The organism is Mesorhizobium sp. CA4 (genome assembly GCF_020165075.1).
Classification (GTDB): domain Bacteria; phylum Pseudomonadota; class Alphaproteobacteria; order Rhizobiales; family Rhizobiaceae; genus Mesorhizobium.
Window position 1 is genome coordinate 1 of the sequence record NZ_JAIUHK010000003.1, and the last position, 26,764, is coordinate 26,764.

31 protein-coding genes are annotated in these 26,764 nt (G+C 63.3%); 20 read left to right on the forward strand and 11 right to left on the reverse strand.

The features are described from left to right. The first annotated feature begins 392 nt into the window (after positions 1-392). From LB528_RS02985 to LB528_RS03005, 5 genes are all read left to right on the forward strand, one after another. On the forward strand, positions 393-1,919 hold the full coding sequence (locus LB528_RS02985; protein WP_224713799.1) for an ABC-F family ATP-binding cassette domain-containing protein: 1,527 nt from the start codon (positions 393-395) through the stop codon (positions 1,917-1,919). Between the two features lie 214 nt (positions 1,920-2,133). Further along, a complete protein-coding gene (locus tag LB528_RS02990; RefSeq protein WP_224516697.1) occupies positions 2,134-2,523 on the forward strand; it encodes a nuclear transport factor 2 family protein in 390 nt (129 codons plus the stop codon). Positions 2,524-2,615: 92 nt separating this feature from the next. Further along, positions 2,616-2,798, forward strand: a complete 183-nt coding sequence (locus LB528_RS02995; RefSeq protein ID WP_224516698.1) for a hypothetical protein — start codon at positions 2,616-2,618, stop codon at positions 2,796-2,798. 217 nt (positions 2,799-3,015) lie between these two features. Next, complete coding sequence (locus LB528_RS03000; RefSeq protein ID WP_224516699.1) at positions 3,016-3,432, forward strand: VOC family protein; 417 nt, start codon at positions 3,016-3,018, stop codon at positions 3,430-3,432. A 179-nt stretch (positions 3,433-3,611) separates the two neighbouring features. Continuing rightward, positions 3,612-3,965 carry a DUF1428 domain-containing protein gene (locus LB528_RS03005; RefSeq protein ID WP_224713800.1) on the forward strand — a complete coding sequence of 118 codons (354 nt, stop codon included), beginning with the start codon at positions 3,612-3,614 and terminating at the stop codon, positions 3,963-3,965. Positions 3,966-4,257: 292 nt separating this feature from the next. Here the strand turns inward: LB528_RS03005 and LB528_RS03010 are convergent, their stop codons facing one another. Together LB528_RS03010 and LB528_RS03015 are read right to left on the reverse strand one after the other, a co-directional pair. Next, positions 4,258-5,892 carry a tetratricopeptide repeat-containing sulfotransferase family protein gene (locus tag LB528_RS03010; protein WP_318012273.1) on the reverse strand — a complete coding sequence of 545 codons (1,635 nt, stop codon included), beginning with the start codon at positions 5,890-5,892 and terminating at the stop codon, positions 4,258-4,260. Positions 5,893-6,083: 191 nt separating this feature from the next. Beyond that, positions 6,084-6,476, reverse strand: a complete 393-nt coding sequence (locus tag LB528_RS03015) for a Kazal-type serine protease inhibitor domain-containing protein (protein ID WP_224713802.1) — start codon at positions 6,474-6,476, stop codon at positions 6,084-6,086. Positions 6,477-6,926: 450 nt separating this feature from the next. Between LB528_RS03015 and LB528_RS03020 the strand changes: the two genes are divergently transcribed. From LB528_RS03020 to LB528_RS03030, 3 genes are all read left to right on the forward strand, one after another. Beyond that, positions 6,927-7,139: a cold-shock protein gene (locus LB528_RS03020; RefSeq protein WP_006202520.1), complete on the forward strand. Its 213-nt coding sequence runs from the start codon at positions 6,927-6,929 to the stop codon at positions 7,137-7,139. Positions 7,140-7,376: 237 nt separating this feature from the next. Beyond that, positions 7,377-7,589 carry a cold-shock protein gene (locus tag LB528_RS03025; protein WP_006202521.1) on the forward strand — a complete coding sequence of 71 codons (213 nt, stop codon included), beginning with the start codon at positions 7,377-7,379 and terminating at the stop codon, positions 7,587-7,589. A gap of 318 nt (positions 7,590-7,907) precedes the next feature. Continuing rightward, a complete protein-coding gene (locus LB528_RS03030) occupies positions 7,908-8,321 on the forward strand; it encodes a BA14K family protein (protein ID WP_224713803.1) in 414 nt (137 codons plus the stop codon). 71 nt (positions 8,322-8,392) lie between these two features. On the opposite strand, the gene LB528_RS03035 is transcribed toward LB528_RS03030, so the two are convergent. The 3 genes from LB528_RS03035 to LB528_RS03045 all read right to left on the reverse strand — a co-directional run bounded on the left by LB528_RS03035 (position 8,393) and on the right by LB528_RS03045 (position 10,545). After that, positions 8,393-9,034 (reverse strand): MBL fold metallo-hydrolase, encoded by a 642-nt coding sequence (locus LB528_RS03035; protein WP_224713804.1) that lies wholly within the window; start codon positions 9,032-9,034, stop codon positions 8,393-8,395. Between the two features lie 162 nt (positions 9,035-9,196). Continuing rightward, positions 9,197-9,505 (reverse strand): hypothetical protein, encoded by a 309-nt coding sequence (locus LB528_RS03040; protein ID WP_224713805.1) that lies wholly within the window; start codon positions 9,503-9,505, stop codon positions 9,197-9,199. A gap of 146 nt (positions 9,506-9,651) precedes the next feature. Next, complete coding sequence (locus LB528_RS03045; protein WP_224516705.1) at positions 9,652-10,545, reverse strand: branched-chain amino acid aminotransferase; 894 nt, start codon at positions 10,543-10,545, stop codon at positions 9,652-9,654. Positions 10,546-10,806: 261 nt separating this feature from the next. Here LB528_RS03045 and LB528_RS03050 point away from each other — a divergent pair, with 261 nt between their 5' ends. The 4 genes from LB528_RS03050 (at position 10,807) to LB528_RS03065 (ending at position 14,782) form a co-directional block, all read left to right on the forward strand. Then, the gene (locus LB528_RS03050) at positions 10,807-11,340 is read left to right on the forward strand and encodes a MarR family winged helix-turn-helix transcriptional regulator (protein ID WP_224516706.1); all 534 of its coding nucleotides are present in this window, start codon (positions 10,807-10,809) and stop codon (positions 11,338-11,340) included. Next, a complete protein-coding gene (locus LB528_RS03055; RefSeq protein WP_224516707.1) occupies positions 11,327-12,046 on the forward strand; it encodes a response regulator in 720 nt (239 codons plus the stop codon). The genes LB528_RS03050 and LB528_RS03055 overlap by 14 nt, the downstream gene beginning before the upstream one ends. A 51-nt stretch (positions 12,047-12,097) precedes the next feature. Then, positions 12,098-13,513, forward strand: a complete 1,416-nt coding sequence (locus LB528_RS03060; RefSeq protein WP_411962090.1) for an ATP-binding protein — start codon at positions 12,098-12,100, stop codon at positions 13,511-13,513. A gap of 204 nt (positions 13,514-13,717) precedes the next feature. Then, on the forward strand, positions 13,718-14,782 hold the full coding sequence (locus LB528_RS03065) for a glycosyltransferase family 4 protein (protein WP_224713806.1): 1,065 nt from the start codon (positions 13,718-13,720) through the stop codon (positions 14,780-14,782). On the opposite strand, the gene LB528_RS03070 is transcribed toward LB528_RS03065, so the two are convergent. From LB528_RS03070 to LB528_RS03080, 3 genes are all read right to left on the reverse strand, one after another. Then, positions 14,774-15,133, reverse strand: a complete 360-nt coding sequence (locus LB528_RS03070) for a tRNA-binding protein (protein ID WP_040989641.1) — start codon at positions 15,131-15,133, stop codon at positions 14,774-14,776. The two genes, LB528_RS03065 and LB528_RS03070, sit on opposite strands and share 9 nt — an antisense overlap. Positions 15,134-15,151: 18 nt before the next feature. Continuing rightward, positions 15,152-15,652, reverse strand: a complete 501-nt coding sequence (locus tag LB528_RS03075; protein WP_112098904.1) for a YbjN domain-containing protein — start codon at positions 15,650-15,652, stop codon at positions 15,152-15,154. 313 nt (positions 15,653-15,965) lie between these two features. Beyond that, entirely contained in the window at positions 15,966-16,268 is a 303-nt protein-coding gene (locus LB528_RS03080; protein ID WP_112126796.1) for an accessory factor UbiK family protein, read from the reverse strand. 132 nt (positions 16,269-16,400) lie between these two features. Here LB528_RS03080 and lgt point away from each other — a divergent pair, with 132 nt between their 5' ends. The 6 genes from lgt (at position 16,401) to LB528_RS03110 (ending at position 22,140) form a co-directional block, all read left to right on the forward strand. Beyond that, entirely contained in the window at positions 16,401-17,252 is an 852-nt protein-coding gene (lgt, locus tag LB528_RS03085; RefSeq protein ID WP_224713807.1) for a prolipoprotein diacylglyceryl transferase, read from the forward strand. Beyond that, complete coding sequence (locus LB528_RS03090; protein ID WP_224713808.1) at positions 17,249-18,316, forward strand: class I SAM-dependent methyltransferase; 1,068 nt, start codon at positions 17,249-17,251, stop codon at positions 18,314-18,316. The genes lgt and LB528_RS03090 overlap by 4 nt, the downstream gene beginning before the upstream one ends. 83 nt (positions 18,317-18,399) lie before the next feature. Next, positions 18,400-19,188, forward strand: coding sequence for a peptidoglycan editing factor PgeF (pgeF, locus tag LB528_RS03095; protein ID WP_224713809.1), 789 nt, complete (start codon positions 18,400-18,402; stop codon positions 19,186-19,188). Continuing rightward, positions 19,188-20,339 carry a M24 family metallopeptidase gene (locus LB528_RS03100; protein WP_224713810.1) on the forward strand — a complete coding sequence of 384 codons (1,152 nt, stop codon included), beginning with the start codon at positions 19,188-19,190 and terminating at the stop codon, positions 20,337-20,339. The genes pgeF and LB528_RS03100 overlap by 1 nt, the downstream gene beginning before the upstream one ends. A 55-nt stretch (positions 20,340-20,394) precedes the next feature. Continuing rightward, positions 20,395-21,021, forward strand: coding sequence for a hypothetical protein (locus LB528_RS03105; RefSeq protein ID WP_224713811.1), 627 nt, complete (start codon positions 20,395-20,397; stop codon positions 21,019-21,021). A 183-nt stretch (positions 21,022-21,204) separates the two neighbouring features. After that, complete coding sequence (locus tag LB528_RS03110) at positions 21,205-22,140, forward strand: ribose-phosphate pyrophosphokinase (protein WP_126081663.1); 936 nt, start codon at positions 21,205-21,207, stop codon at positions 22,138-22,140. Here the strand turns inward: LB528_RS03110 and LB528_RS03115 are convergent. Beyond that, positions 22,137-23,021, reverse strand: a complete 885-nt coding sequence (locus LB528_RS03115) for an AraC family transcriptional regulator (RefSeq protein ID WP_224713812.1) — start codon at positions 23,019-23,021, stop codon at positions 22,137-22,139. The two genes, LB528_RS03110 and LB528_RS03115, sit on opposite strands and share 4 nt — an antisense overlap. Before the next feature lie 164 nt (positions 23,022-23,185). Here LB528_RS03115 and LB528_RS03120 point away from each other — a divergent pair, with 164 nt between their 5' ends. Continuing rightward, on the forward strand, positions 23,186-24,415 hold the full coding sequence (locus LB528_RS03120; protein ID WP_224713813.1) for an MFS transporter: 1,230 nt from the start codon (positions 23,186-23,188) through the stop codon (positions 24,413-24,415). Positions 24,416-24,494: 79 nt separating this feature from the next. Here the strand turns inward: LB528_RS03120 and LB528_RS03125 are convergent, their stop codons facing one another. Further along, on the reverse strand, positions 24,495-25,346 hold the full coding sequence (locus LB528_RS03125) for an alpha/beta fold hydrolase (protein ID WP_224713814.1): 852 nt from the start codon (positions 25,344-25,346) through the stop codon (positions 24,495-24,497). Positions 25,347-25,492: 146 nt separating this feature from the next. Between LB528_RS03125 and LB528_RS03130 the strand changes: the two genes are divergently transcribed. Further along, a complete protein-coding gene (locus LB528_RS03130; protein WP_224713815.1) occupies positions 25,493-25,936 on the forward strand; it encodes a MarR family winged helix-turn-helix transcriptional regulator in 444 nt (147 codons plus the stop codon). Between the two features lie 78 nt (positions 25,937-26,014). On the opposite strand, the gene LB528_RS03135 is transcribed toward LB528_RS03130, so the two are convergent. Next, entirely contained in the window at positions 26,015-26,659 is a 645-nt protein-coding gene (locus LB528_RS03135; protein ID WP_224713816.1) for a glutathione S-transferase family protein, read from the reverse strand. Positions 26,660-26,764 lie beyond the last annotated feature (105 nt).

The window sequence follows — 26,764 nt, forward strand, 5'->3', positions numbered from 1 at the left end:
CCAAAAGCCAAAACGGAGCGAGACCTCGCGACCAAATCGCTCCGCGAGCCTGTCCTCGCTAACTGCGCAACAGGCCCGTTGGGGGAGAAGGCAAGCGCTCCACCGGCGCCGCTCGAGCGGACCACTTGCCTCCGCACCTCCCCCGGTGTACCCAATCTCCAATTCGAACGTCCAGCAAGGAGGGCTGCGTGCATTTTTATCGCCACCGTCAGCGCGGCCCTGTCTGTGCCCTGCGAGCTTGCTTGCAGGGCTGACCAGGACGGTCCGGGTTTTCCCGCTTCGATTTTTGGTCTGCCCTTCGTGGTGCCGCTGAACCTGGCCTGATGGCCCGCCGGCGCACCGTCAAAGTGCATCACAGCCCGAGTTCCTCCGGGCAGACCAGAGAAATCGACATGGCCCTGATCAGCCTCAAATCCCTCGGCGTCACCATGAGTGCGCCGCTCTTCTCCAACCTCGACCTCATCATCGGCGCCGGCGACCGGCTCGGCATCGTCGCGGCCAATGGCCGTGGCAAATCCACACTTCTCAAATGCCTGGCCGGTGCGTTCGAACCCACCGCCGGCGACATAGCAAGGTCGCGCGGCCTGCGCGTCGGCCATGTCGGGCAATCCGTTCCCGACGCGCTGCTCGGCCGCAGCTTCCATGACGTCGTCGCCGATGCCCTGCCGCGCGAACAGCGTGAGAGCGAACTATGGCGCGTCGACGTGGTGCTGGATTCACTCGACGTGCCTGAAGAAATGCGCGGCCGGCCGATGCGCGCGCTGAGCGGCGGCTGGCAGCGGCTGGCGCTGATCGCCCGCGTCTTGGTCACCGATCCGGACGTGCTCCTGCTCGACGAGCCGACCAATCATCTCGACCTCGCCAGGATCAGCCAGCTCGAGACATGGCTCAACACGCTGCTGCGCGACGTGCCGGTCATCATCGCCAGCCACGACCGCGCCTTCCTCGACGCCACCACCAACCGAACGCTTTTCCTGCGCCCGGAAGAGTCGGCGGTGTTCGCGCTGCCCTATTCCCGTGCCCGGCAGGCGCTCGACGAGCTCGACGCCTCGACGGCGCGCAAGTTCGAGCGCGACATGAAGATCGCCCAGCAGCTGCGGAAGCAGGCCGCCAAGTTGAACAATATTGGCATCAATTCCGGCAGCGACCTTTTGACGGTGAAGACCAAGCAGCTCAAGGAACGGGCCGAGAAGCTGGAGGATGCCGCCATACAAGCGCATCGCGAGCGCTCGGCCGGCGCAATCAAGCTGGCGAACCGCGGCACCCACGCCAAAGTGCTGATCACGCTGGAGGACGCGGCGGTCGAAACCCCTGACGGCATGCTGCTGTTCAGGACCGGCAAGCGCCACATCTGCCAAGGCGATCGCATCGTGCTGCTTGGCCGCAACGGCGTGGGCAAGACGCGCTTCATCGCGATGATCCGCGACGCCGTCGCCGAGCCGGCGTCAGTTGCAAATGTCAAGGTGACGCCATCGACCGTGCTCGGTTACAGCGATCAGGCGCTGTCGGGCATCGATGGCGACGACACACCGCTGGCGATGGTCTCGCGCCGCTTCGAGCTTGGCGAGCAGCGCGTCCGCTCGCTGCTCGCCGGCGTCGGCGTCGCCATCGAGATGCAGGAGAGGAAGATCGGCGCTCTGTCCGGCGGACAGAGATCGAGGCTGATGATGCTGGTGCTCAGGCTCATCCATCCCAATTTCTGTCTGCTCGACGAGCCGACCAATCATCTCGACATCGACGGCCAGGAAGCATTGGAGGACGAATTGCTGAAGCATCAGGCAAGCTGCCTGCTTGCCTCGCATGACCGCTCCTTCATCCGAGCCGTCGGCAACCGTTTCTGGCTGATCGACAAGCGGCGGCTGACCGAAGTCGACGATCCGGAGGCGTTCTTCCGCTCGGTCGCTGAAATGCCCAGTTGAGAGACGGTGCATCAGCCGGGCTGGCATTCAAAGTGCTGCCGGCCCGGCAATACTTTTCCACTCGCTAAAAAAGGAGCATGTTGAGTTGCTTAAAGCATGTCTCCCGAAAGTGGGAACCGGTTTCGGGATAAAGACATGCATAAATCAAGACCCTAAAGCGCATGGAGCGAATCTGAAAGATCGCGACGCGCTTTAGCCATGGAGGGAACGGGCCATGCGTGCAGTGGACATCGTCAGCAATCTTTACCAGGCCTATGCGGAGCGCGATATCGAGGGCGCCCTCGCGCGATGCTCCGAGGATGTCGTGTTCCGCTGGATTGCCGATCCCCGGCAATCGCGGCACGCCGGCACCGCGCACGGCAAGCAGGAATTCCTCGCCAGGCTCCTGGTGCTCGACGACGACTTCGAGTACCGGCACTTTGTTCCGGTCGAGATCATCGACGGCGGCGACAAGGTCGCCGCGCAGGTCGAGATCCACATGACGCGCCGCGCCACCGGCGAGGAGTTCATCATGCGCACCGCTAATTTCTGGACGGTGCGCGACGGCGAGATCATCGAGATGGTGGAATATTACGACACGGCGTTGGCGGCGTCGGTGTTCTGAAAAAAATCTCCACGATCTGTCGGATCGTCGATTGCCGCCTCGTCCTTGGAATGCCGACACGATGATGCCGGCATCAACCAGGGAGAGACATCATGTCGGTACTGTCATCCATCGGCCGTCTTGCCAAGCGGTATGCCCAGGCGCGCGCCCGTCACCGCAGCGAGCGCATCCTGCTTTCGTTGCCGGCCGAACTGCGCAAGGACATCGGCTTTCCAGAGATTTTCGAAACGCGCGAAAGCCGCCACGCCGCAACCTTCTCGGCGAAGGTCATATAAAACGATGCTTTGAATGCCAATCTTTCCCGGTCCCGCCGATTGTCCGGGCTGTCGGGGACCGGCCCTTAAAAATTTTTCGTCAGGTATGTAGGATCACCACCGCCTCATCCGTCCTCGGAACAATTCCAGGAAAACTGTGAACCTGTTTTCCGTTCGGAATTGCGTAGAAATGCCCCAAGTCGCGAGCCAGATCAAACCCGTGAAGAGGAACACGAGAATGAACGACCAGACCCCGCCCCGCGCCAAGGTCCTTGGCGGATTGACCCCCTACCTGCAGGTCGACGGCGCCATCAAGGCCGCCGAATTCTACAAGAAGGCCTTCGGCGCCGAGGAAGTGTTCGCCTATCCGCCGGACGACAAGGGCCGCACCATGCACATCCATCTCTACGTCAACGGCTCGACGCTGATGCTGGGCGATGCCTATCCCGAACACGGCCATCCGCACCGAGCGGCGCAGGGTTATACGCTGCAGCTTCATCTCGGCAGCGACGATATCGATGCCTGGTGGAAGCGCGCGGTGGATGCCGGCTGCGAGGTCGTCACGCCGCTGCAGGTGATGTTCTGGGGCGACCGCTGGGGCCAGGTGAAAGACCCCTTCGGCGTCGCCTGGGCGATGAATGCGCCGGTGAAGTGAGCCCGCCCACCTCTCCCCCTGGGAGAGGTCGGATTGCCCCGATTTGCCCTTCGCAATGGTGGCAATCCAGGTGAGGGGTAAGCGGCGCCGAACTGGCGCACCCCTCATCCGTCTCGGCGCTGCGCGCCGATCCACCTTCTCCCACAGGGAGAAAGAGACGCCACAAAGAGGAGTTCACCATGTCCTATGTCGATGGTTCCGTGCTTGCCGTGCCGAAGGCAAATCTCGATGCGTACAAGAAAATGGCTGAGAACGCCGGCAACGTCTGGATGGAGCACGGCGCGCTCGCCTACGTCGAATGCGTCGGCGACGATGTGCCCTATGGCGAGCTGACTTCGTTCCCGCGCGCCGTCCAGGCGAAGGACGACGAGGTCGTCATCTTCTCCTGGGTCGTCTACGAATCCAGGCAGAGTCGCGACGCGGTCATGGCCAAGGTGATGGCCGATGAGCGTCTCAAGATGGACTGGTCTGCCATGCCGTTCGACGGCAAGCGCATGATCTTCGGCGGCTTCCAGCCTTTCATCGAGCTTTGAGGAGCGACGGAACGCCAGTGTCGGCTGATCGCAATCCTTTGCGATTGGCCGAGACGCTCGTCAGGTCGTCATCCACGGGCGGAGCAAGGAGCGAAGCGACGCGGCGCAGACCCGAGGATCCATTCCGTTACCTATGAGCTTTGCAGCGATGCAGAACGACCTCTGTTCTGCGCCACCTTTAACCTTCGCGCGAGCTCACGGAATGGATCCTCGGGTCTGCGCGTCCGCTTCGCTCCCGCTCCGCCCGTGGATGACAAAGTTCGGGCGCTTCGGCCAATCGCTGACGCGTGTGCTAGTTCAGCCGATCAAGCAGCGGCTTCAGCCGCTCCCCATAACGCGTCCACAGATCGACGGAGCCCTGATACATCGGCTGGCGCACCTGCGCGGCTGAAGCGGTGCGCACCGGCCGGTCCGTCTCGTGGAATGACAGCACCTTGTCGTCCCAGGGCAGGCCGAGATACGCCATCAGCGCCCGTGTCTGCCCTTCCTGGTCGGTGACGAAATCCTCATAGCGCACATCATGCACGACGCCCGGCAGCACCTTGTGCCAATGCGCCATGATGTCGGTGTAGAGGTTATGGAAATCGGCCAGCTCGCCGAGGTCGTAGCCGTAGCGGTGGCTGTCGCCGCGGAAATGCACCTTGAAGATCGACAGGCACGTGGCCGCCGCATCACGCGCGCAATGGACGATCTTGGCCTTCGGCAGCATCATGTGCAGGAAGCCGACCAGAAGGAAGTTGCCCGGCATCTTGTCGGTGATATGGCGATAGCCCGGATAGCGGGTATGCAGCATGTCGAGATAGGCCTGGCCGGCTTCGGCGAAGGCGTTGTCGGGCATTTCGGCGATCCCGGCGGGGAAGCCGCCCGGCATGCTCATCGGAAATTGCTTGCCGACGGCCGTCTTGAGGATGTTCAACTCGCCCGCACCGAAAACCTGCGGATGGCTGGCGATGATCTGCTCGACCAGCGTGGTGCCGGAACGAGGCATGCCGACGACGAAGATCGGCGTGTCGTCGGAAATGCCGCTTGGCTTATGCTTCTCGAAGAAGGCTGTGTCGAAGGCCGCCTTCATCGCCTCGAATTCACCGCGCGTGCGCGTTGGATCGTAGTCGATCACGCTGCGGCGGATGGCATTGCCCTCGGCGAAATAGTCGAAGGCGCGGCCATAATCCTTGAGGTCGTCATTGACCTTGCCCAGTCCGAAGGAGAGCTGCATGCGCGCGAGGCTGCCTTGCGGTGCCTTGGCATGCTCGGCCTCCATGCCGGCAAGCTCCTTGTCGCGCTCGGTCTGGCGTTTGACCTGCGTGAGCAGCAGCCAGGCCTTAGCCATGTTCGGGGCGATCGCCAGCGCCTGGCGGGCGCGGTCGGCCGCCTCGTCGAGCTTGCCCTTCTCCATCATCGCGACGCCCAGCCCGTAGAGAAGCTCAGCGTCCTTCGGCCGGATCGACAGCGCCTCGCTGAACAGCTTGATCGCCTCGTCCAGCCGCCCGGCCTCCTGCATCGTCTCGGCAAGGCCGATGCGTGCGCGGACATGGAACGGGTTGCGGCTGATGGTGCCGCGGTAGATCTCCTCGGCCGCGTCGAACTGGCCGAGTTGCTTCAGCGACGAACCGAGATTGTCGCGCGCGGCCAGCTGGTCCGGCCGGATATCCACGGCGCCGCGGAAGAAATCGACCGCGGCGGCGACGCGCCCGAGGTCGCGCATGACCGTGCCCATATTGTTGAGGAAGTCGGCATTCTCGGGCTGCAGCGTCACCGACTGCTCGATGAGATCGAGCCCTTCCTCGCTCCTGCCGGTCTGGTGCAGCAGCAGCCCGAGGAAATGCAGCGCAGCGGCATGGTTCGGCTGCTGCCCCAGAACCTGCCGGTAGAGCGCCTCGGCCTCTTGCCGCCGGCCCGCCTGGTGCAGTTGCAGCGCCTTTTGCACATAAGGATCGAGCGGGTTCACCGCGCCACCTGGCCTGCCACCGGCGTTTGCCGCTCTTCTGCGATCTTTGTTAATGGGAAACCTGCCGTGTTTGTTGGTCCGCCGGACCTAAGCCATGCGGACAAGAGATTCAAGACAAAGCGTCAGCGCGCGTCGCGGTGGCCATTGAGGGGATGGACTCCGCGGTCTTCTCAGCAGGGCCCGTCGCCGACGATGCGATAGTCCGCCGCACGGGCCTCGCATGCGTTCGGGAAGGTCCGCATTTGCCCGTGGCGCCTCGCGCAGACCGGCGCGTATTCGCGCGTGCAGAAGGCTTGTTCGCCACCACCACCGCCGCCGTCGCGGCAAGCACCCTCTCGCATGATGCGGTAGCCTTCCCTTTCGGCCAGGCACGCATTGGCAAAGGTCTGCCGGTCGCCACCGCGCCGAGCACAGACCGGTTGGGACTGCATGGTGCAGAACTGCGGATGCGGCCGGGGCGGCCGCGGGCGCGGGCCATCGTCGACGACGACGGTGCAGGCTGCCAGCAGCGCCGACAGCATGAAAACGACAACGCTCTGCCGTGACACCGCAAGAAACCGCATATACCCCTCCTCCACCCCGGCGTATGATGCCGGCTCGCGGCATCCTCGCATCCTGCGCGGTAAACGCAACCGTCGTTTGTGGAGCCGCGGAACCCGTCCTCGCCACCTTCATTCTGGCCTATGCTTGGCCCGCTTCTGGCCGATGACCGGTGGTGGCACGGGTTCTATCGAAGCCGCAGCGTTGGACGCGCCCAGGCCGCCCGCGAGCGTCGTCTTGCAACCATCACGTTTCCGTGTAATAAAAATCACGTTCGGGCATTTGCGACCCGGAGAGCGGAACGTTTTGGACGACCTTTCCCCGATAAGTGTGAATCTCTGACAGCCCCGTTTTTCGGCGGGGGGTTTGACCATGCGCGAATGCATGACCGCCGAAGCAACCACCGGGATTTGCCTGAGGCGCGAGGCAGCGGGCGAACCACAAGACTGACACGGGTGAAGGAGTTTTCCCCAATGGCCCAGACCGGTACCGTAAAGTTCTTCAATGCCACCAAAGGCTTCGGCTTCATCACGCCGGATGGCGGCGCCAAGGACGTGTTCGTCCACATCTCGGCGATCGAGGCTTCCGGCCTGCGCACGTTGGTCGACGGCCAGAAGGTCACCTTCGACGTCGAGCCGGACCGCATGGGCAAAGGCCCGAAGGCGGTCAACCTGCGCGCCGCCTGATCGCCAGACCGGCCTATCCTTGCGGACGCAACGGTGCGGCAGGGTCATGAACCGGCTTCTGGACAGGCCTGAAATTGCGAAGGCGCGGCCGAAACGGTCGCGCCTTTTTTGCGCGCAAATGCTTGGATCGGCAGGCGAAAACTTTCTCTTGCCGATAGCGCTAAAATAAAGGACAAATTTCCTCTCGGGCAGTTTGCCGGCCCGAAACTTGACTTGATGGGATCAAAGGAGTTTCCCATGCCGCAGACCGGCACCGTCAAATTCTTCAACCATGCCAAGGGCTTCGGTTTCATCACGCCCGATGATGGCGCGAAGGATGTCTTCGTCCACATTTCGGCCGTGCAGGCGTCGGGCCTTCCCGGTCTTGAGGATGGGCAGAAAGTGACATTCGACACCGAGCCGGACAAGCGCGGCAAGGGTCCGAAGGCCGTCAATCTGTCGATCGGCTAAAGCATGTCTCCCGAAAGTGGGAACCGGTTTCGGGATAAAGACATGCGCCAAATCAAGAACCTAAAGCGCATGGAGCGCCTCTGAAAGATTGTGACGCGCTTTAGGCCGGCTCACGACAGACCCGACGGAGGCTATTTGAGGCGGGACCGCTCCCGCCCGGCATCGGGTTGTGCCCAAGCCTCGAAATCGCCAAGCCACGAAAAAATCGTTTTTCCCGATTCCGTTCAGCCTCCGTTCAGCCACGGTCTTCTATTAACTTTTGCTAAAGCCGGTCCGTATCCCCTGAAAATGCGCGGGCCGGCGCGAAGGAGACCGAAAATGAACCGTTTTCTCAAGACTTCCATCCTGAGCGTTGGCATTGCCGCGACCACCTTGGCCACCTTCTCAGCGGCCAATGCCGACGACTGGCGCTGGCACCATCATCGTCACCATGGCGGCGACGCCCTCGCGGCCGGCGTTGTCGGCCTTGCGGCCGGCGCCCTGATCGGCAGCGCGCTGAGCAACCCCGGGCCGCGCTATTACGAACCGGCCTACGGTGACGACTATTATGTCGACCGGCCGGTGCGCCGCTACTACGTTGAGCAGCCCCGCGTCGTCTACGCCGATCGCTACGCCGAACCGTGGACCCGCGGCTGGTACGAGTATTGCTCGGATCGCTACCGCAGCTTCAACTCGCGGACCGGCACCTTCACCGGCAGTGACGGCGCCCAGCATTTCTGTGTCGCCAACTGACCGGTCGAACATCGCCTGGGTTCCCTGCCCAGGAAAAGCGCCGCCCCCAGCGGCGCTTTTCTTTTTGAAGGTCAGGTCAGAAAGGGATTGGTCCTCCGCTCGTCGCCAAAGCGGCTGCCCGGGCCATGGCCGCAGATGAAACCGATGTCGTCGCCGAGCGGCAGAAGCTTTTGCTTGATCGAGGCGATGAGCGCGGCGTGATCGCCGCCGGGCAGGTCGGTGCGCCCGACCGAGCCGCGAAACAGCACGTCGCCGACATGCGCGAGTTTGGCCGCTCGGTTGTAGTAGACGACATGACCCGGCGCATGCCCGGGGCAATGCAGCACCTCGAACTGATGGCTGCCGAAGGACACGACCTCGCCTTCGGTCAGAAAACGGTCGGGCACGCAATTGCGCACCGGATCGGTCAGGCCAAAACGCTTGGCCTGGTTCTCGAGACTGGCAAGCAGGGGCTTGTCGGCCTCGTGCGGGCCGATAATGTCGATGCCCAGCGCGTCCTTCAGTTCCATCGCGCCGCCGGCATGGTCGATATGACCATGCGTGATCCAGATCGCGCCGGCGGTGATGGCATTGTCCTTCAGCACTGACAATATCTTGTCGACATCGCCGCCGGGATCGACGACGACGCCCGTCTTGTCGTCCATGTCGAACAAAATGGTGCAGTTCTGCTGAAACGGCGTGACCGGCACGATACCGGCATTGAGCTGACCCATGGCTTTCCTTTCTCGAGCAATTCCAGGGAAAGTGAGAACCGCTCCGATGGTTGCCCTGATGTAGACAGGCGGGCAAACGCCGTCCACTGCGGCCGGCACAATATCCTGGAAACGAAAATGGGCGGCCGAAACCGCCCATTTGAAAGCTTGAAGCGAGAGACGTTATTTCTTCATCGCGTTCATGACCGCGCCGACGATGCCGGTCAGGATGGCGCCGCCGCCGACGCCGCCGAGAAGGTTCTTCAGGTCGAGCGCGCTGCCGATTCCACCGGCCGCTGCCGCCGCGTCGACTCCACCGCCGCCGAGCAGACTGCCGAGGATGGCTGCACCGCCAACGCCGCCGATGGCGCCGCTGAGGATTTTGGTAAGCTGGCCCATCGCCGCCTGCTTCAGCGCCGCGCCAACCGCCTGGCCACCGATAATGCCGGCAATTACCTGTACAACGATCTGAATAATCGTATTGCTGTCCATGTAACTAGTCCCTCCATAGCCGCCTGCCTCCAAGGGCCGACACCATCATGAGACGCCGAACCGTTCGAAAGTCAAATGCGTGAAAGCTTAAATAAAAAGGGCGGCCCGAAAACCGCCCCTGCTGCACAAAAAAGCTGTGACTATCGCTATTCTGCGGCGATGGCATGCTTTGGTTGCACTGCGGCAGAATAGTCATTCATCAACGTCTTGGCGATCTCGCCGACCTCGAATCGGTATGGACCGATCTCCGAGACAGGCGTGACCTCGGCCGCCGTCCCGGTGAGGAAGCATTGCTCGAAATCTTCGAGCTCCTCCGGCATGATGGCGCGCTCGATCAATTCGAAACCGCGGTCTTTCGCCAGGCCGATCACCGTGCGGCGGGTTATGCCGTCGAGGAAGCAGTCGGGCGTCGGCGTATGGATCTTGCCGTCCTTGACGAAGAAGATGTTAGCTCCCGTGGCTTCCGCCACTTGGCCGCGCCAATCGAGCATCATGGCGTCGGCGTAGCCCTTGGCCTCGGCGGCGTGCTTGGACAGTGTGCAGATCATGTAGAGGCCGGCGGCCTTCGACTTGGACGGCGCGGTGCGCGGATCGGGCCGGCGCCATTCGGCGACGTCGAGGCGAATGCCCTTGAGCTTCTGCGCGGGGTCGAAATAGCTCGGCCACTGCCAGATGGCGATGGCGACGTTGATGCGATTGTTCTGCGCCGAGACGCCCATCTGCTCGCTGCCGCGCCAGGCGATCGGGCGCACATAGGCGTCCTGGAAACCCTGTTTTTTCAGCAGGGTGCGGCAGGCCTCGTCGATCTCGGCGACCGGATAGGGGATCTTGAAGCCGAGCAGGCGTGCCGATTCATGCAGGCGCTCATTATGCTCGGTCAGCTTGAAGATCTGGCCGCCATAGGCGCGCTCGCCCTCGAAAACGGCGCTGGCATAGTGCAGGCCATGGGTCAGCACGTGGATCTTGGCATCGGCCCATTTGACGAACTCGCCGTTCATCCAGATGAAGCCGTCCAATTGATCGAAGGGAACGGATGCCATGGAAACCTCCCGCGGGCGGGTGCCCGCAAATCGTTGTGTTTTAAAGCCTTTCGTACCGGCCCCGCCACAGGACCCGAAACGTTGGCCAATGCTTGAAAGCGTAGGCGGATATTCAATTCGTGGCAAACTCAGGAAGTTCCGGAAAAACGGCTTCCACTTGCCTTTTCGTTCGCAATCCGCCGAAAAGCTTGTCAAAAATTATCATTGCCCGGAAATTACGTCAATAGTACTGACATAATTCCCGCCTCGCATGGAGAAATGATGACGGATCCAAGCCCCGCAGCCGGAAAACCGATCAGGACGGCGATCGCCGACGAGGACGGCATCGACTTCGCCATCATCGAGCTATTTTTCTTCGCCTACCGCGATTTCACCTCCGACCCGGACCAGATACTCGCCGAGTATGGCTTCGGCCGCGCCCATCATCGCGTGCTGCATTTCGTCAACCGCAGGCCCGGGCTCACCGTCGCCGAACTGCTCGACGTGCTGAAGATCACCAAGCAGAGCCTGGCACGGGTTTTGAAGCAGTTGATCGACACCGACCATATCGTCCAGGTGCAGGGTCCGCGCGACCGCCGGCAGCGCGAACTCTACCCGACCGCCAAGGGTCGCGCGCTTGCCTTGGCGCTGGCGCGGCCACAGTCGCGCCGCATCCGTGCTGCATTGGAGGATTCCGGAGCCACCGAACGCGCCACGATCGAGCGATTCCTGGAAGCGATGGTCAATCCGGAACTAAGGGCGCAGATCGACATTGTGCCTGCGCAAACATCGGGGAAGAACCATGGAGACCATTGAGAAGGTTGATCATCCGGCCGCGCCCGACGATGACGCGCCGCATCTTCTGGTTGTCGATGACGACACGCGTATCCGCAACCTGCTCAAGCAGTATCTGTCCGAGAACGGCTTTCGCGTCACCGTCGCCGGCAATTCCGGCGAGGCCAGGCGCAAGCTCGCCGGCCTCGACTTCGACCTTCTGGTGCTCGATGTCATGATGCCGGGCGAGACCGGCGTTGACCTCACCAAGGCGTTGCGGGCCGAGAAGAACGTGCCGATCCTGATGCTGACGGCGCTGTCCGAGACCGACAGCCGCATCACCGGGCTGGAGGCCGGCGCCGACGATTACCTGCCGAAACCGTTCGATCCGCGCGAGCTGATCCTGCGCATCAACAACATCCTGCGCCGTGGCGGCCCGGCAACAACGCCGAAGGTCGAACAGCTGGTGTTCGGACCCTATACGTTCCAGATCGCCAAGCGCGAATTGAAGCGTGGCGGCGAGGCGCTTAAGCTGACTGATCGCGAGCAGGAGATCCTCGCGATCTTCGCCGCGCGGGCGGGCGAGACCATCCCGCGCCATGAGCTGGTGGGCGATGAATCGGATGTCGGCGAGCGCACCATCGACGTGCAGATCAACCGGCTGCGCCGCAAGATCGAACGCGATCCGTCCAATCCGGTGTGGCTCCAGACGGTGCGCGGTATTGGGTATCGGCTCAGCGTCGAATAAACTACCGTCGAAGGCCCTTTGCTGAACGGCCATCGACGAGCGGAAGGGCGAATGGCGACCACGCAACTGGAACAGCCTGAAGGAGGCAGCCCCGGCGATCTCGCGCTGCGGACACTGAGGGCGATGCCGCGCGCTTGGAACCGGTTCTGGCGCCTGGTCGCGCTCTATATGCCGAAGCGGCTCTACGCCCGCTCGCTGATCATCGTCATCGCGCCGATGATCCTTTTGCAGTCGGTGGTCGCCTTCGTCTTCATGGAGCGCCATTGGCAGACGGTCACGCAGCGCCTGTCGCAGGCGACCATCTCGGACATAGCGGCCGTCATCGACATGATGGAGACCTATCCGCACGACGCCGACTACGCCAACATCATCCGCATCGCCCAGGACCGCATGCAGTTGAAGGTGGATCTGCTGCCGCCCGATCCGCTGCCGCCGCCAGGCCCGAAGCCGTTCTTCTCGATCCTCGACGAGGCGCTGTCGTCGGAGATCACCAGACAGATCAACCGTCCGTTCTGGATCGACACCGTCGGCAACTCGAATGTCGTCGAGGTTCGCGTCCAGCTCGAAGGCAAGGTGCTGCGCGTCTTCGTGCGGCGCAGCCAGGCTTATGCCTCGAACACCCACATCTTCCTGATCTGGATGGTCGGCACCTCGCTGGTGCTGTTGATGATCGCGATTCCCTTCCTGCGCAATCAGATCAGGCCGATCCTGACGCTTGCCGAGGCCGCCGAGAGTTTCGGCAAGGGGCGGCCGATGCCGCGCGATTTCCGCCCGCGCGGCGCCGAGGAAGTTCGCCGCGCCGGCTTCGCCTTCATCCAGATGCGTGAGCGTATCGAGCGCCAGATCGAGCAGCGCACCGCCATGCTGACCGGCGTCAGCCACGACCTCAGGACCATCCTCACCCGGTTCAAGCTGCAGCTGGCGCTGGCCGGCGGCAAGTCCGAGACCAAGGCCGCGCTGAACCAGGACATCGACGACATGCAGTCGATGCTGGAAGGCTATCTCTCCTTTGCCCGCGGCGAGGCCGCGGAGGATACCGGCCGCTTCGACCTCAATGCCTGTTTCCAGAAGCTCGGCGAGGAGGCGCAATTGCGTGGCTGCAAGCTTACGACGACACTGACCGGCGATCCGGCCGTGCATGTGCGGCCGAACGCTTTCGCCCGTTTGCTTTCGAACGTCATCGGCAATGCATTTCGTTATGCCAAGACCGTCGAAGTCCACGCCAACCATGGTCGCGGCTCGCTCACCGTCACCATCGACGACGACGGACCGGGCATCGCTCCCGATAAGCGCGAAGAGGTGTTCAAGCCGTTCCTGCGGCTCGACGAGGCGCGCAACCTGGACGCCAGCGGCACCGGACTTGGCCTGTCGATTGCCCGCGACATCGCCCGCAGCCATGGCGGCGACATCAGTCTCGAGGACAGCCCGCTCGGCGGCTTGCGCGCCGTCATCAAAGTTCCCGCGTAAATCCGGCCGAGGCAGCCTTCATCCGCCCGTCATGAAATCATGGTCAAGAGCGCGCATGAAGCGCGCGACCTTTGTTGATTCGGCCCTGCCGCCCCGCTTCGATCCAGCCCCTGCCCGGGTGCGCTGGAGCGAGGCGCGGGCTGCTGCCTGGCTGCCGTTCCGGCACCGCGCCGGCGCGCTCAGGAATTATTGCAAAGTATCGCCATGCGCATCCTGATGGTCACCGACGCATGGCGACCCCAGGTCAATGGCGTGGTGCACACGCTGGAACGCCTGACCGAGGGGCTGAAACCCTTCGACGTCGAGCTCGATTTCCTGACGCCGAACCTCTTTCGCACGTTGCCGATGCCGACCTATCCCGACATCCGGCTTGCGCTGACGACGCCGGGGCATGTCGCGCGCCTGATCGAGGCCGCCAAGGCCGACCACATCCACATCGTCACCGAGGGTCCGCTCGGCATTATGGCGCGCCGTTATTGCCGCAGGACCCGCCGCCCCTTCACCACCAGCTATCACACGCGCTTTCCCGAATATCTCAGCGCCCGCCTGCCGGTGCCGGAGAGCTGGGCCTATAACTGGCTGCGCGGCTTCCACAATTCCGGACAGGGAACGCTTGTCGCCACGCGGTCGCTGGCGGACGATCTGGCCGCTCGCGGCTTCGACAAGCTGAGGCCCTGGACGCGCGGCGTCGATACCGACCATTTCCGGCCGGACAAGCGCAAGGAAACCGGATTCCCTGGCCCGGTTTTCCTATGCGTTGGCCGCGTCGCGATCGAAAAGAACCTGACCGCCTTTCTCGATCTCGACCTGCCCGGCAGCAAGGTCATCGTCGGCGAAGGGCCGGAACTGGCAAAGCTCAAGACGCGCTATCCCGACGCGCATTTCCTCGGCCACCGCCCGAATGACGAGCTGGCCGAGATCTACGCGTCGGCCGATGTCTTCGTCTTTCCGAGCCGCACCGATACCTTCGGCAATGTCGTCATCGAGGCGCTGGCCAGCGGAACGCCCGTCGCCGCCTATCCGGTGACCGGGCCGATCGACATTATCGGCGACGGCGTCGGCGGAGCCGTGTCGAACGACCTGGGCGAGGCGGCGATGAAGGCGCTTCACGTCGACCGCGCCGAAGCGCGTCAGCGCGCGATGCGCTACAGCTGGCAGGCCTGTGCCGAAATGTTCCTCGACGCGGTCGACGAGGCGTTGGGGATGCCAAGTAAGCGCGCCGATCAGGACAGGGTGGCTCCAGGTCGCCCCAGGCTCGTCCTAGAATAAGCGCCCGCCGTCCGGCACCTTGCGCTCGATGGCGCCGAGCACCACGGCGCCCTCTTCATCTGGAAAGCCCAGCGTCAGCACTTCCGACATGAACGGGCCGATCTGGCGCGGCGGGAAATTGACCACCGCGAAGACCTGGCGGCCGACAAGCGTTTCCGGCGCATAATATTTGGTGATCTGCGCCGACGACTTCTTCACCCCGATCGCCGGACCGAAATCGATCTTCAGCTTGATCGCCGGCTTGCGCGCCTCCGGAAACGGCTCCGCCTCGACGATCGTACCAGCACGGATATCGACACGGTCGAAATCGGCAAAGCTGATCTCGGGCTTGCGCTCGCTGCTAGAACTCATCGGCGATATCGGCTTGGTTCAGGCGTTACCATGGGTCTCAAAGAGCACGCTGGAGAGCGCGTCCTTGGCCGATGTACCCGACCAGACGACGAACTGGAAGGCCTGGAAATAGCATTCGCAGGCCTCCAACGCCGACGACAGAAGCACCTCGACCTGCTGGCTCGACGGCTCGACCCCGCCGGCAAGCAGCAGCGACTGCCTGAACATGATGGCGCCTTCCTGTTCCCACAGGTCGAAATGCCCGAACAGCATCTGCTCGTTGATCAGCGACAAGAGCCGCATCACTTCCAGCGTACGCGTCTCCGGCACCTTGATGTCGAAAGCGCAGGCAAGATGCAGTGCCTCGAAATCCTCCATCCAGGAAAAGGAGACATGGTAGTCGGTCCAGCTGCCAGCCACCGAAATCGAAATCTCGTCGTCGCCGGCGCGCTCGAAGGACCAGTCATTGTTGTGGGCCACCTGCTCGATGACGTCCACCGGGTGGATTTCGCGGGAGAATTCGAGTTCGAGGAGTTCCATGAATGCTTCCTGTGTTCAGGGGAGCGCCACACGCTCCGCGGGGCACACACGACGAACAATCTTGTCTAGAACTCGGACGGTCAGGACTTTCCAACGCAAAGACCCAACCGGACCCCACCGCCCGGCGCATGACCCTGCTTCGAATCATGCAACAAATTCAGTCTATTGATCGGGAGTCGCGTGAACAGCCCAATTTTTCGCACTGCGTCATCCGCATGTGGAAAGGTGGCTGTCACGAAGATTCATGCAATGCCGGTAAGCGATTCACGGCAAAGCGATTTTTCGGATCGCGCTATGTGGAAAAGTTTAACGATTATTTTTTTGCGCGGGGCTTCGCAGCACCCGCAGGTGCGGCCTGTCCGGTCAGTTCGGCGAGCTTGGCCTCGAGCGCCTCGACGCGCGTCGCCAACTGGATGTTGTCTTCCCGCGCCTTGACCGCCATCTCGCGCACCGCCTCGAATTCTTCGCGCTGCACCACATCCATGGAATTCAGCATGCGCTCGGCCTGCGCCCGGAACGCCGTCTCCACTTCGCGCCGCACGCCCTGCGCGGCACCCGCGGCATCGGTCATGATCTTTGCGAATTCGTCGAGAATGCGGTTCGGTCCGGTCGCCATGGCAGATCCTCGCTTTGTCGTTTTGACGTAGTGGCGCACGGCGCCGAATGCAAGCGAAGCCTTGCCTTGACCCCGCCAAAACCCTGCCGCATGGTCCGCGCCCAATCGTGACCGTCACCGGGGACCTCCGTTTTGAGCGAATATTTCCTGCTGCCGTTGGCCTCCCTGCCCTTCCCCAACATCGATCCGGTCATCGTCCATATCGGGCCGCTGGCGGTGCATTGGTATGGCGTCGGCTACATTATCGGCATCCTCTTTGCCTGGTGGTACGCCAAGCGCCTCGTCACCAACCCGCGCCTCTGGCCGGACGGCAAGCTGCCGATGAAGCCCGAGGACCTCGACGACTTTATCGTCTGGGCGGCCATCGGCGTCGTGCTGGGCGGACGCACCGGCTACGTGCTCTTCTACGACCTGCCTCGCTACATCGCGCATCCACTCGACATCTTCGCCGTCTGGCAAGGCGGCATGTCGTTCCATGGCGGCCTGCTTGGCGTCATCCTCGCCATGACGCTGTTTTCGCTCAGGCGCCGCATCCCCACCTGGACATTGTTCGATGTGGTGTCGGCTGGTGTGCCTGTCGGACTCGGCCTCGTGCGTGTCGCCAACTTCATCAATTCGGAGCTTTGGGGTCGGCCGTCGGATGTGCCTTGGGCGATCGAATTCCCCAATGGCGGCCCGTTCACCCGCCATCCCAGCCAGCTCTACGAGGCCTTGCTCGAAGGCCTCGTGCTCTTCCTGGTGCTGCGCCTCCTCACCCATTCGCGCCTGAAACTGAAGACGCCGCGCTTCGTCGGCGGGGCCTTCATCTGCGGCTACGGCCTGTCGCGCATTTTCGTCGAGTTCTTCCGCGAGCCCGACCAGCAGCTCGGCTATCTGCTTGGCACCAACTGGCTGACCATGGGCATGATCCTGTCCACGCCGATGGTGCTCGCCGGCATCTGGGCCATGGCCACCGCAAAACCGGCGGCCGAGCCGCGGGCATGACCCGGCTGAAGGAGCGCATCATAGGCCTGATCGGCGCGGCGGGGCCGATCCCGGTCAGCGAATATATGGCGCTCTGCCTGTTCGATCCCGACGAGGGCTATTACACGACGCGCGAGCCCTTCGGCGCCGCCGGTGACTTCATCACCGCGCCCGAGATCAGCCAGATGTTCGGCGAGCTCGTCGCCGTCTGGCTCTACCAGGCCTGGCAGGGTGCCGGCCGGCCGTTGCCCGCGACCTTCGCCGAGATCGGTCCCGGCCGCGGCACCTTGATGAAGGACATGCTGCGCACCTGGTCGCGGCTCGACCCGGCGCTCCTGGCCGGCGCCTCCTTTGCCATGATCGAGACCAGCCCGCGCCTGGCTGAGATCCAGAAGCAGACGCTTGCCGGCGAGAGCGCGCCGCTTGCCTGGCACCAGACCATCGACACGCTGCCGCGGCAGCCGCTCTTTATCGTCGGCAACGAATTGTTCGACGCTGTGCCGATCCGGCAGTTCGTCTATGTCGGCACGGGCTGGCGCGAGCGCGTTGTCGGCCTCGACGGCGCCGATGAACTGCATTTCTTCGCCGGTGCCGGATCGGTCGACCCGGCACTGCTGCCGGCCGCCGCTGCCGATGCGCCGCAAGGCGCCATCGTCGAAGTGGCGCCTGCCCGTTCGGCGCTGATGTCGCAGATCGCCGAACGCATAGCCGGCCGGGGCGGCGCCGGCCTCTTCATCGACTACGGCTATCTGCAGGCAGGGATCGGCGACACTTTCCAGGCGCTGCGCCGACACCAGCGCGAGGACGTTTTGGCCAATCCGGGCGAAGCCGACCTAACCGCCCATGTCGACTTCGCCGCTCTTGCCGACGTGGCGCGCGCTCACGGTCTCAATGTGCAATTGTCGACCCAGGGCGAGTTCCTGCTCGGCATGGGCCTGCTCGAGCGCGCCGGCACGCTTGGCGCTCATGCCGATCCCGAGACACGTCAAGCCATCTCGGACGCGGTCGAACGCCTGGCCGGCCCCGACGCGATGGGTGAACTGTTCAAGATCGTAAAGATCCTGCCGGTGGCCAAAGCTGCCTGAGATCGCGGCCTTGCCGTCTGGTCTGCTCCGTTCTCCGAACTTCGCCTTGACGAGACCGCCCCGCACGGACGACAAACCCAACCATGCTGAATCAGACCAGACCCGATCCAGTACGCTCGCCGCTGCTTGAAAAGGCGCCAGGCATGCGCCACGGCTACTTCACCCGCGTCGGCGGCGTCTCCGACGGCATCTATCGGGGGCTCAACATCGGCACGGGCTCCAGCGACGATCAGGCGCTGGTCGCCGAGAACCGGCGGCGCGTTGCTGACTGGATGGGCGTGCCGGCGGATCATCTGTTGACCGCGCACCAGGTCCATTCGCCGGATGTCGTTGTCGCCAGGCAACCCTTCGCCGGTCCTCGCCCGAAGGCCGACGCCATCGTCACCGACCGTCCTGGCATTGCCATCGGCGCCTCGACCGCCGATTGCGGGCCGGTTCTCTTCGCCGATGCCGAGGCGCGCGTCATCGGCGCCGCCCATGCCGGCTGGAAGGGCGCTTTCACCGGCGTGCTCGAAAACACCATCCTTGCCATGGAGGGCCTCGGCGCCCGCCGCGACCGCATCGTCGCCGTGCTTGGCCCCTCGATCGGCCCTGACAATTACGAGGTCGGGCCGGAATTCGTCGCCCGCTTCGTCGAGGCCGATGCAGGCAATCACTGCTATTTCAGGCCATCGAAAACAGCCGGGCACTCGATGTTCGACCTCAACCGATATACGGTCGACCGGCTGCGCAAGGCCGGCGTGACCGCCGAAGGCCTTGGCCGCTGCACTTACGCGGAAGAAGAGCTTTTCTATTCCTACCGGCGCACCACACACCGCAAGGAAGCGGATTACGGGCGCCAGGTTTCGGCAATCGTTCTGGAGAAAGAGTAATGGCGCTGCATTTCGAACGTTCGGAATTCGACGCGCGGCGCGACCGGCTGCTGATCGAAATGGCCGAGAAGAAGCTCGACGCCGTGCTTTTGTTCGCGCAGGAGAGCATGTACTGGCTGACCGGCTACGACACTTTCGGCTTCTGCTTTTTCCAGTGCCTGGTAGTGAAGGCCGACGGCTCGATGGTGCTGCTCACCCGTTCGGCAGATCTGAGGCAGGCGCGCCATACCTCGACCGTCGAAAACATCGTGCTGTGGACCGATCGTCAGGGTGCCAATCCGGCGATCGACCTGCGCAACCTGCTCAACGACCTCGATCTGCTCGGCGCCCGCATCGGCGTCGAATACGACACCCATGGCCTGACGGCCTATAACGGCCGCCGCCTGGACGAGCAGTTGCAGACCTTCGGCCAGATCGCCGATGCCTCCGGCATCGTCGGCCGGCTGCGCCTGTTCAAGAGCCCGGCCGAGATCGCCAAGGCGGAAAAGGCAGCCAATCTATCCGACGACGCGCTGGATGCGGCGCTACCGCTGATCAAGCAAGGCGGCGACGAAGGGCTCATCCTTGCCGCCATGCAGGGCGCGGTCTTTGCCGGCGGCGGCGACTACCCCGCCAATGAGTATATCATCGGCTCCGGCGCCGATGCCTTGCTCTGCCGCTACAAGGCAGGCCGCCGCAAGCTCACCAAGAACGACCAGCTGACGCTCGAATGGGCCGGCGTCTTCCACCACTATCATGCCCCGATGATGCGCACCGTTCTGACCGGCAAGGTATCGAAACGTCACCAGGAATTGTTCGACGCTTCCCGTGCCGCCCTGCTCGCGGTCGAGAAGGCGATGACGCCGGGCAACACCTTCGGCGATGTCTTCGACGCGCATGCCCGCACGCTTGAAGCGCACAATCTGACCAAGCACCGGCTGAACGCCTGCGGCTATTCGGTCGGCGCTCGCTTCACGCCGTCCTGGATGGACATGCCGATGTTCTACCAGGGCAATCCGGAGCCGATCGCACCCAATATGACGTTGTTTGCGCATATGATCATCATGGACTCCGAGACCGAGACCGCGATGACCCTTGGCCGCACCTACCTCACCACGGAATCGGCGCCGAAGCCGCTGTCGCGCCATGATCTCGACTTGATCGTGCAGTGAATCCATAATGGTTGGTTCGCGCGGGGGCGTTCGCCAACAGGGAGTTTTCAGGCAAATGAGACGATCGCAGGTGACGACCGTGTCATTGCTTGCGGTGCTGGCGCTTGGCGCCTGCACCAACGCCAAGGACGTCCTGGAACCTTCGGCGATCACCCCGCCGGCGAGCTCGGCCCAGTCTTCGGCCACCCCGCAAAGCACATCCACAACGGCCACATCTGCGACCACGACCGCGCCTGCTCCTTCGCCCGCGCCTTCCAGCACGGCCTCACCCGCGACACGCGCAACGCCGGCGCAAACCGCCGCCCTCGCCAAAACGCGGCTACAGGTGGCGCCGATCGTCGGCGCATCGGTGGACGCGGCGGCGCCGTTGACGGCGGAACTGCAGAGCCGTGCCAAACAGCGTGGCCTGACCCTTGTCGGCAGCACGGACCAGACGGCGACGCATGTGCTGAAGGGCTATTTTTCGACCATGTCCGAGGGCAAGGACACGACCGTCATCTATGTCTGGGATATTTACGATCCGTCCGGCAATCGCCTGCACCGCATCAACGGCCAGCAGAAGGCGCCTGCCGTCGGCAGCGGCGAGGGCTGGCCCACGGTGGCGCCCGCCACCATGCAGGCGATCGCCGACCAGACGATCGACCAGTTCGCTACCTGGCTCGGCAGCGGCGGCGCCGGTTGACCGGACCGGCCGAGCTGTTGCCGGCCAGACTGTTGCCGGCTTGCGATGTCTTCGGTGTTTGTTGCGGCCGCCGGAAGGATTCCCCACAACGAGGCTTGCAATACCGGCGCGGGCCGCTAAAAGCCCGCATAAAAGGCGAATGAGAGTCTCTCCGGCCTCTCCATCCTTCACCAGGAACGGTGCATGAAGCTTTTCGCGGGCAATTCCAACCGGGTGCTGGCCGAGGCGGTCGCTCGCTATCTCAACGTCCCGCTGGGGAAGGCCAGCGTCAGGCGCTTCGCCGACCAGGAAATCTTCGTCGAGATCCAGGAAAACGTGCGCGGCGAGGATGTCTTCATCCTGCAGTCGACCTCTTATCCGACCAACGACCATCTGATGGAACTGCTCATCATGATGGACGCCTTCATGCGCTCCTCGGCGCGGCGCATCACGGCGGTCATCCCCTATTTCGGCTATGCAAGGCAGGACCGCCGCGCCTCGGGGCGCACGCCGATCTCGGCCAAGCTGGTCGCCAACATGATCACCCGCGCCGGCGCCGACCGCGTGCTGACGCTCGACCTGCATGCGGGCCAGATCCAGGGTTTCTTCGATATCCCGACCGACAATCTGTTCTCGGTGCCGGTGATGGCCCGCGACGTGAAGGCCAAGTACAAGCAGCTCGGCAACGTCGTGGTCGTGTCGCCCGACATCGGCGGCGTTGTGCGGGCGCGTGCTTTGGCCAAACGCTTCGACGCGCAGCTCGCCATCGTCGATAAGCGCCGCGAGCGTCCCGGTGAATCGGAAGTCATGAACATCATCGGCGCGGTCGCCGGCAAGGACTGCCTCCTGATCGACGACATCGTTGATTCCGGCGGTACGCTTTGCAACGCGGCCGACGCGCTGCTGGCCAATGGCGCGACCTCCGTCACCGCCTACATCACCCATGGCGTGCTCTCCGGCGGCGCCGTTGCCCGTATCGCCGGCTCGAAGCTGCAGGAGCTGGTGATCACCGATTCCATCCAGCCGACCCAGGGCGTGCTCGACGCCCCGAACATCCGCGTCATTTCGATCGCCGACCTGATGGGCGAGGCGATCTCGCGCACGGCGACGGAAGAATCGGTCTCGAGTCTGTTCGATTAAATCGCCGCAGTCTCCGTACGAGACGAGCCGCTCGGCCGCTTGGTCCCCTCGCCTGCATCGCGCGCGCCGCGCATATAGCCGCGCGGCGAAGCGCCGAGCATGCGCTTGAACATGGTTATGAAGGCGGGCACGCTGTCATAGCCGAGGTCGAGCGCCACCCTGGTGATCGGCTCGCCGTCGGCGAGCCTCGGCAACGCCGCGAACAGGCAGGCCTGCTGGCGCCAGGTCGAGAGCGACAGCCCGGTCTGGCGGTGAAAGGCGCGGGTGAACGACCGCCGGCTCATGCCCGCCGCATCCGCCCATTCGTCGATCGTCGCATGCGGCGAAGGGGCCGCCACGAAGCGCCGGCAAAGCGCCGCGAGCTTCGGATCGGACGGGAAAGGCAGGCCGAGCGGCCGTTCCGGAAGGTTCGGGATCTCGTGCAGCAGCAGTCCCATGACGAGCGCCGCCCGCCCTTCGAGCTCGCCGCCCTGCGGCAGCTTCTCCGATTCCACGATCAGGCTGTGCATCAGCTCGGTGATGCCGACGACGCGTAAGCCTTGCGGCAGGCCGGCAATGGCGTCCGGCATGACATAGACCGAACGCATCGAGACGTCGCCCAGCATCTCGACCGAATGCTCGGTGCCGGCCGGTATCCACATCGCATGGTCGGGCGGCACCATCCAGCGTCCGTGCCTGGTCGTCACAAGGACCACGCCGACCAGCGCGTGCAGAAGCTGACTGCGGCTGTGGCGGTGCTGCGGCACGTGGTAGCCGTCCGGATATTCGGTTGGCAGCGCAACCGCCGGCCCGACGGCCTGTTCCAGCCATTGCCAGCGGCTTTCATGCAGCCGGCCGAGCTCGGCGGCATCGCCTCTGAATATCTCCCGGCTATTCGGCATCGGATATGGCCCACTTGCGAAACTATTGGACCAAACCACGAAAGAAGTCGCTTGGCAACGGGCTTATAAGGCCGGCTGCGGTTCGCCGCCTAGAGCATGATCCCGAAAAGTGGGAACCGGTTTTCGGACAAGATCATGCTCCAACAAGACTACGGAGCATTGCCTTGACCGATACGACCGCCACCGCCGTCGCCGCACCGGCGCCGGCAAGCAACATCTCGGCGCAAGCGACGGCCTTCACCGTCATTCTTGCGGTGAGCTTCTGCCATTGCGTCAACGACATCATGCAGTCGCTGCTTTCGGCGATCTATCCGCTGCTCAAGGACAATTACGGTCTCGATTTCTGGCAGATCGGCCTTCTGACCTTCACCTTCCAGGTGACGGCCTCGCTGCTGCAGCCGATCATCGGCATGATCACCGACAAGAAGCCGATGCCTTACTCCTTGCCCTGGGGCATGGCTTCCTCGCTGGTCGGCCTGGTGGTGCTGGCTCATGCCGGCCATTACTGGCTGCTTTTGATCGGCGCCTCGCTGATCGGCATCGGCTCGGCGATCTTCCATCCGGAATCCTCGCGTATCGCGCGCTTCGCCTCGGGCGGCCGGTTCGGCCTGGCGCAATCTCTGTTCCAGGTAGGCGGCAATTTCGGCCAGGCCATGGGACCGCTGCTCGCCGCCTTCATCGTCGTGCCGTTCGGCCAGACCAGCATTTCCTGGTTCGCCGTCGGCTCGCTGATCGGCATCGTCGTGCTGTGGCAAGTCGGCGGCTGGTACAGCCGGCTGCGCGCCTCTATGGCCACCGGCAGGCAGGCTGCCCATGTCTCGCCCTTTGCGCGCAAGAAGGTCATGTGGGCGCTGGCCGTGCTGACGCTGCTGGTGCTGACCAAGAACGCCTATATCGCCTCGCTCTCAAGCTACTACACCTTCTACGCCATGCATAAGTTCGGCGTTTCGGTGCAGATGAGCCAGGTGATGCTGTTCCTGTTCCTCGGTGCCTCGGCGCTGGGAATCCTGCTCGGCGGCCCGTTCGGCGACCGCTATGGACAGAAGGCGATGATCTGGTTCTCGATCGTCGGCGTGCTGCCCTTCACGCTGGCGCTGCCCTACGCCAATCTGGAATGGACGATGGTGCTCACCGTGCTGATCGGCCTGATCCTGTCGTCGGCCTTCTCCAACATCGTCGTCTTCGCGCAGGAGCTGGTTCCCGGTCGCGTCGGCATGATTGCCGGCATCTTCTTCGGCTTCGCCTTCGGCATGGGCGGCATCGCCGCTGCGGTGCTCGGCGTCGTCGCCGACATGAGGGGCATCGACTTCGTTTACCAGATTTGCTCGTACCTGCCCTTCCTCGGTCTCCTGACGGTGTTCCTGCCCAACATGAGGGAAGCGCGAAAGGCCTGATTGCCGGGCCACTTCGAAGGGTTTTCAAAGATCAAAGCACCCGCCGCCTGGCGGGTGCTTTCGTGTTTGGCGGCCAGCCTCAGGCCTTGAAGAAGGCCAGGAGGTCGGCGTTGATGACATCCGCATGGGTCGTTGCCATACCATGCGGAAAGCCCTTGTAGACCTTGAGCTCGCCCTTCCTGAGCAGCTTGATCGAGATGAGCGCGGAGTCCGCGATCGGCACGATCTGGTCGTCGTCGCCATGCATGACCAGCACCGGCACGTCGATCTTCTTCAGGTCTTCGGTGAAGTCTGTTTCCGAGAAGGCCTTGATGCAGTCGTAATGCGCCTTGGCGCCGCCCATCATGCCCTGGCGCCACCAATTGTCGACGACGCCTTCGGAAATCTGCGCGCCCGGGCGGTTGAAGCCGTAGAACGGCCCGGCCGGCACGTCGTGGAAGAACTGGGCGCGGTTGGCCGCCAGCGCCGCGCGGAAACCGTCGAACACCTCGATCGGCAGGCCGCCTGGGTTGGCCGGCGTCTTCAACATGATCGGCGGCACCGCCCCGATCAGCACGGCCTTGGCGACGCGGTCGCCATATTGCGCGACATAGCGCGCCACCTCGCCGCCGCCCGTCGAATGACCGACATGGATGGCGTCCTTGAGGCCGAGATACGCCGTGAGCTCGTCTACATCGGCAGCATAGGTGTCCATCTCATTGCCGGTGTCGGTCTGGCTGGAACGGCCATGGCCACGCCGGTCATGCGCGATGACGCGGTAACCCTTTGACAGGAAAAACAGCATCTGAGCGTCCCAGTCGTCACTGCTCAGCGGCCAGCCATGGTGGAAGACGATCGGCTGGCCCGTGCCCCAATCCTTGTAGAAGATCTGCGTTCCGTCCTTGGTGGTGATCGTGCCGCTGCCCGAGCCTGACTTGGTCTGCGAGGTCATCTCAATCTCCTTCTGTTGATATCGCGATAAATACTATCGCGATAATCTCATTAACTGAGGTGGGGCGCCGCGTCCATGGAAATACGTATCGCGATATCATTTTTCGTGGTACACAACAGAAGCTCAGTCGGCAAAAGGAATGCGCCGTGCCTCTCCCGTTGGACAATCAGCTCTGCTTCACGCTCTATGCCACCAGCATGGCGATCAGCCGCACCTACAAGCCGATGCTGGACGAGATGGGCATCACCTATCCGCAATATCTCGTGCTCAACGCGCTGGGAGAGGCGGACGGCATATCGGTGGGCGGCATCGCGCGTCGGCTCGCCCTGGAATCGAGCACGATCACCCCGCTGGTGAAGCGAATGGAGCAGGCAGGCCTTGTCACCCGGCAGCGCAGCCAGACCGACGAGCGTCAGGTGCAGGTCGACCTGACCCCCAGAGGACGGGCTCTGCTCGTCCGGTGTAATTGCCTGAACGAGACCCTGATCGAGCGCTCAGGCATGAAATTGGCTGAACTCGATACCTTGAACCGGAAAATCCAGGCGTTGCGCGATGCGCTGAACGACAGTCTGGAGGTCGACTCCGGCTGAGATGTACTGAAGACGAGATCGGACTCGACCGGACGAGTTTGCGTCCCGGGCGCCTTTGATAGGTTCAGCGTATGCGGGTCACGCCTCGATCTTGACCGGCGCCAGTGGCGGCGCTTCCAGTCCCTGGAACGGGTCGCGCCAGGCGTCGATCGCTTCCAGCCGGCCATACCAGCGACGGATCGACGGATAGTCGTCGAGCGGCAATCCGGCGGCATCGTTGAAAGGCAGGAACGTCGCCATGCGGAAGTCGGCATAGGAGACTGAATCGCCGACCAGCCAATCCCGCGCGGAAAGCTCAGGCTCGAGGACCGCCGCGGCGGTGTGGAACTGCCTCAGCCCCTCCTCGACCAACGCCCGATCGATCGGGCCGAGCCCGTAGCGCTGCTTGGTGCCGCGCTCGAAATGCACCATGTCGCAAGCGAAGGCGAACCGTTCCTTGCCCCAGCTGATCCAGCGGATCATGTCCGGCTCGTCGTCCCCGCTGCGCCAGAAATCCGAGCGAAGGTCGCGAGAAAGCCGGCAGGCGATGGCGTCAGCCTCCCACAGGCTCCATCCCGGACCGACCAGGATAGGCAAGGTCAGATTGGGATTGAGCGCGCGGTAGCGCTCGGCCTGCCCGGGCGCCATTGGCGATGCGAACTCGAACGCGATCTTGGCCTCGAGATAGCGCGCGGTCGCGACCGCGAGGCGAGGATTGGGATTGCGGCTGAACAGAAGTTTCATGTTGGTCCCCACGGGGTCTGATTGCATGCCGCAGGACGGTTGAGAACCGCGCGATCCTACATTCGCCGCAAATGAGTATCCAGTTTATGCTCGGCGTTGAAAACC

What these genes read in the sequence shown, in the direction of transcription:
- LB528_RS02985 (WP_224713799.1), top strand. Translation starts at nt 393, where the DNA reads ATGGCCCTGATCAGCCTCAAATCCCTCGGCGTCACCATGAGTGCGCCG.
- LB528_RS02990 (WP_224516697.1), top strand. Translation starts at nt 2,134, where the DNA reads ATGCGTGCAGTGGACATCGTCAGCAATCTTTACCAGGCCTATGCGGAG.
- LB528_RS02995 (WP_224516698.1), top strand. Translation starts at nt 2,616, where the DNA reads ATGTCGGTACTGTCATCCATCGGCCGTCTTGCCAAGCGGTATGCCCAG.
- LB528_RS03000 (WP_224516699.1), top strand. Translation starts at nt 3,016, where the DNA reads ATGAACGACCAGACCCCGCCCCGCGCCAAGGTCCTTGGCGGATTGACC.
- LB528_RS03005 (WP_224713800.1), top strand. Translation starts at nt 3,612, where the DNA reads ATGTCCTATGTCGATGGTTCCGTGCTTGCCGTGCCGAAGGCAAATCTC.
- LB528_RS03015 (WP_224713802.1), bottom strand. Translation starts at nt 6,476, where the DNA reads ATGCGGTTTCTTGCGGTGTCACGGCAGAGCGTTGTCGTTTTCATGCTG.
- LB528_RS03020 (WP_006202520.1), top strand. Translation starts at nt 6,927, where the DNA reads ATGGCCCAGACCGGTACCGTAAAGTTCTTCAATGCCACCAAAGGCTTC.
- LB528_RS03025 (WP_006202521.1), top strand. Translation starts at nt 7,377, where the DNA reads ATGCCGCAGACCGGCACCGTCAAATTCTTCAACCATGCCAAGGGCTTC.
- LB528_RS03030 (WP_224713803.1), top strand. Translation starts at nt 7,908, where the DNA reads ATGAACCGTTTTCTCAAGACTTCCATCCTGAGCGTTGGCATTGCCGCG.
- LB528_RS03035 (WP_224713804.1), bottom strand. Translation starts at nt 9,034, where the DNA reads ATGGGTCAGCTCAATGCCGGTATCGTGCCGGTCACGCCGTTTCAGCAG.
- LB528_RS03040 (WP_224713805.1), bottom strand. Translation starts at nt 9,505, where the DNA reads ATGGACAGCAATACGATTATTCAGATCGTTGTACAGGTAATTGCCGGC.
- LB528_RS03045 (WP_224516705.1), bottom strand. Translation starts at nt 10,545, where the DNA reads ATGGCATCCGTTCCCTTCGATCAATTGGACGGCTTCATCTGGATGAAC.
- LB528_RS03050 (WP_224516706.1), top strand. Translation starts at nt 10,807, where the DNA reads ATGACGGATCCAAGCCCCGCAGCCGGAAAACCGATCAGGACGGCGATC.
- LB528_RS03055 (WP_224516707.1), top strand. Translation starts at nt 11,327, where the DNA reads ATGGAGACCATTGAGAAGGTTGATCATCCGGCCGCGCCCGACGATGAC.
- LB528_RS03060 (WP_411962090.1), top strand. Translation starts at nt 12,098, where the DNA reads ATGGCGACCACGCAACTGGAACAGCCTGAAGGAGGCAGCCCCGGCGAT.
- LB528_RS03065 (WP_224713806.1), top strand. Translation starts at nt 13,718, where the DNA reads ATGCGCATCCTGATGGTCACCGACGCATGGCGACCCCAGGTCAATGGC.
- LB528_RS03070 (WP_040989641.1), bottom strand. Translation starts at nt 15,133, where the DNA reads ATGAGTTCTAGCAGCGAGCGCAAGCCCGAGATCAGCTTTGCCGATTTC.
- LB528_RS03075 (WP_112098904.1), bottom strand. Translation starts at nt 15,652, where the DNA reads ATGGAACTCCTCGAACTCGAATTCTCCCGCGAAATCCACCCGGTGGAC.
- LB528_RS03080 (WP_112126796.1), bottom strand. Translation starts at nt 16,268, where the DNA reads ATGGCGACCGGACCGAACCGCATTCTCGACGAATTCGCAAAGATCATG.
- LB528_RS03090 (WP_224713808.1), top strand. Translation starts at nt 17,249, where the DNA reads ATGACCCGGCTGAAGGAGCGCATCATAGGCCTGATCGGCGCGGCGGGG.
- pgeF (WP_224713809.1), top strand. Translation starts at nt 18,400, where the DNA reads ATGCTGAATCAGACCAGACCCGATCCAGTACGCTCGCCGCTGCTTGAA.
- LB528_RS03100 (WP_224713810.1), top strand. Translation starts at nt 19,188, where the DNA reads ATGGCGCTGCATTTCGAACGTTCGGAATTCGACGCGCGGCGCGACCGG.
- LB528_RS03105 (WP_224713811.1), top strand. Translation starts at nt 20,395, where the DNA reads ATGAGACGATCGCAGGTGACGACCGTGTCATTGCTTGCGGTGCTGGCG.
- LB528_RS03110 (WP_126081663.1), top strand. Translation starts at nt 21,205, where the DNA reads ATGAAGCTTTTCGCGGGCAATTCCAACCGGGTGCTGGCCGAGGCGGTC.
- LB528_RS03115 (WP_224713812.1), bottom strand. Translation starts at nt 23,021, where the DNA reads ATGCCGAATAGCCGGGAGATATTCAGAGGCGATGCCGCCGAGCTCGGC.
- LB528_RS03125 (WP_224713814.1), bottom strand. Translation starts at nt 25,346, where the DNA reads ATGACCTCGCAGACCAAGTCAGGCTCGGGCAGCGGCACGATCACCACC.
- LB528_RS03135 (WP_224713816.1), bottom strand. Translation starts at nt 26,659, where the DNA reads ATGAAACTTCTGTTCAGCCGCAATCCCAATCCTCGCCTCGCGGTCGCG.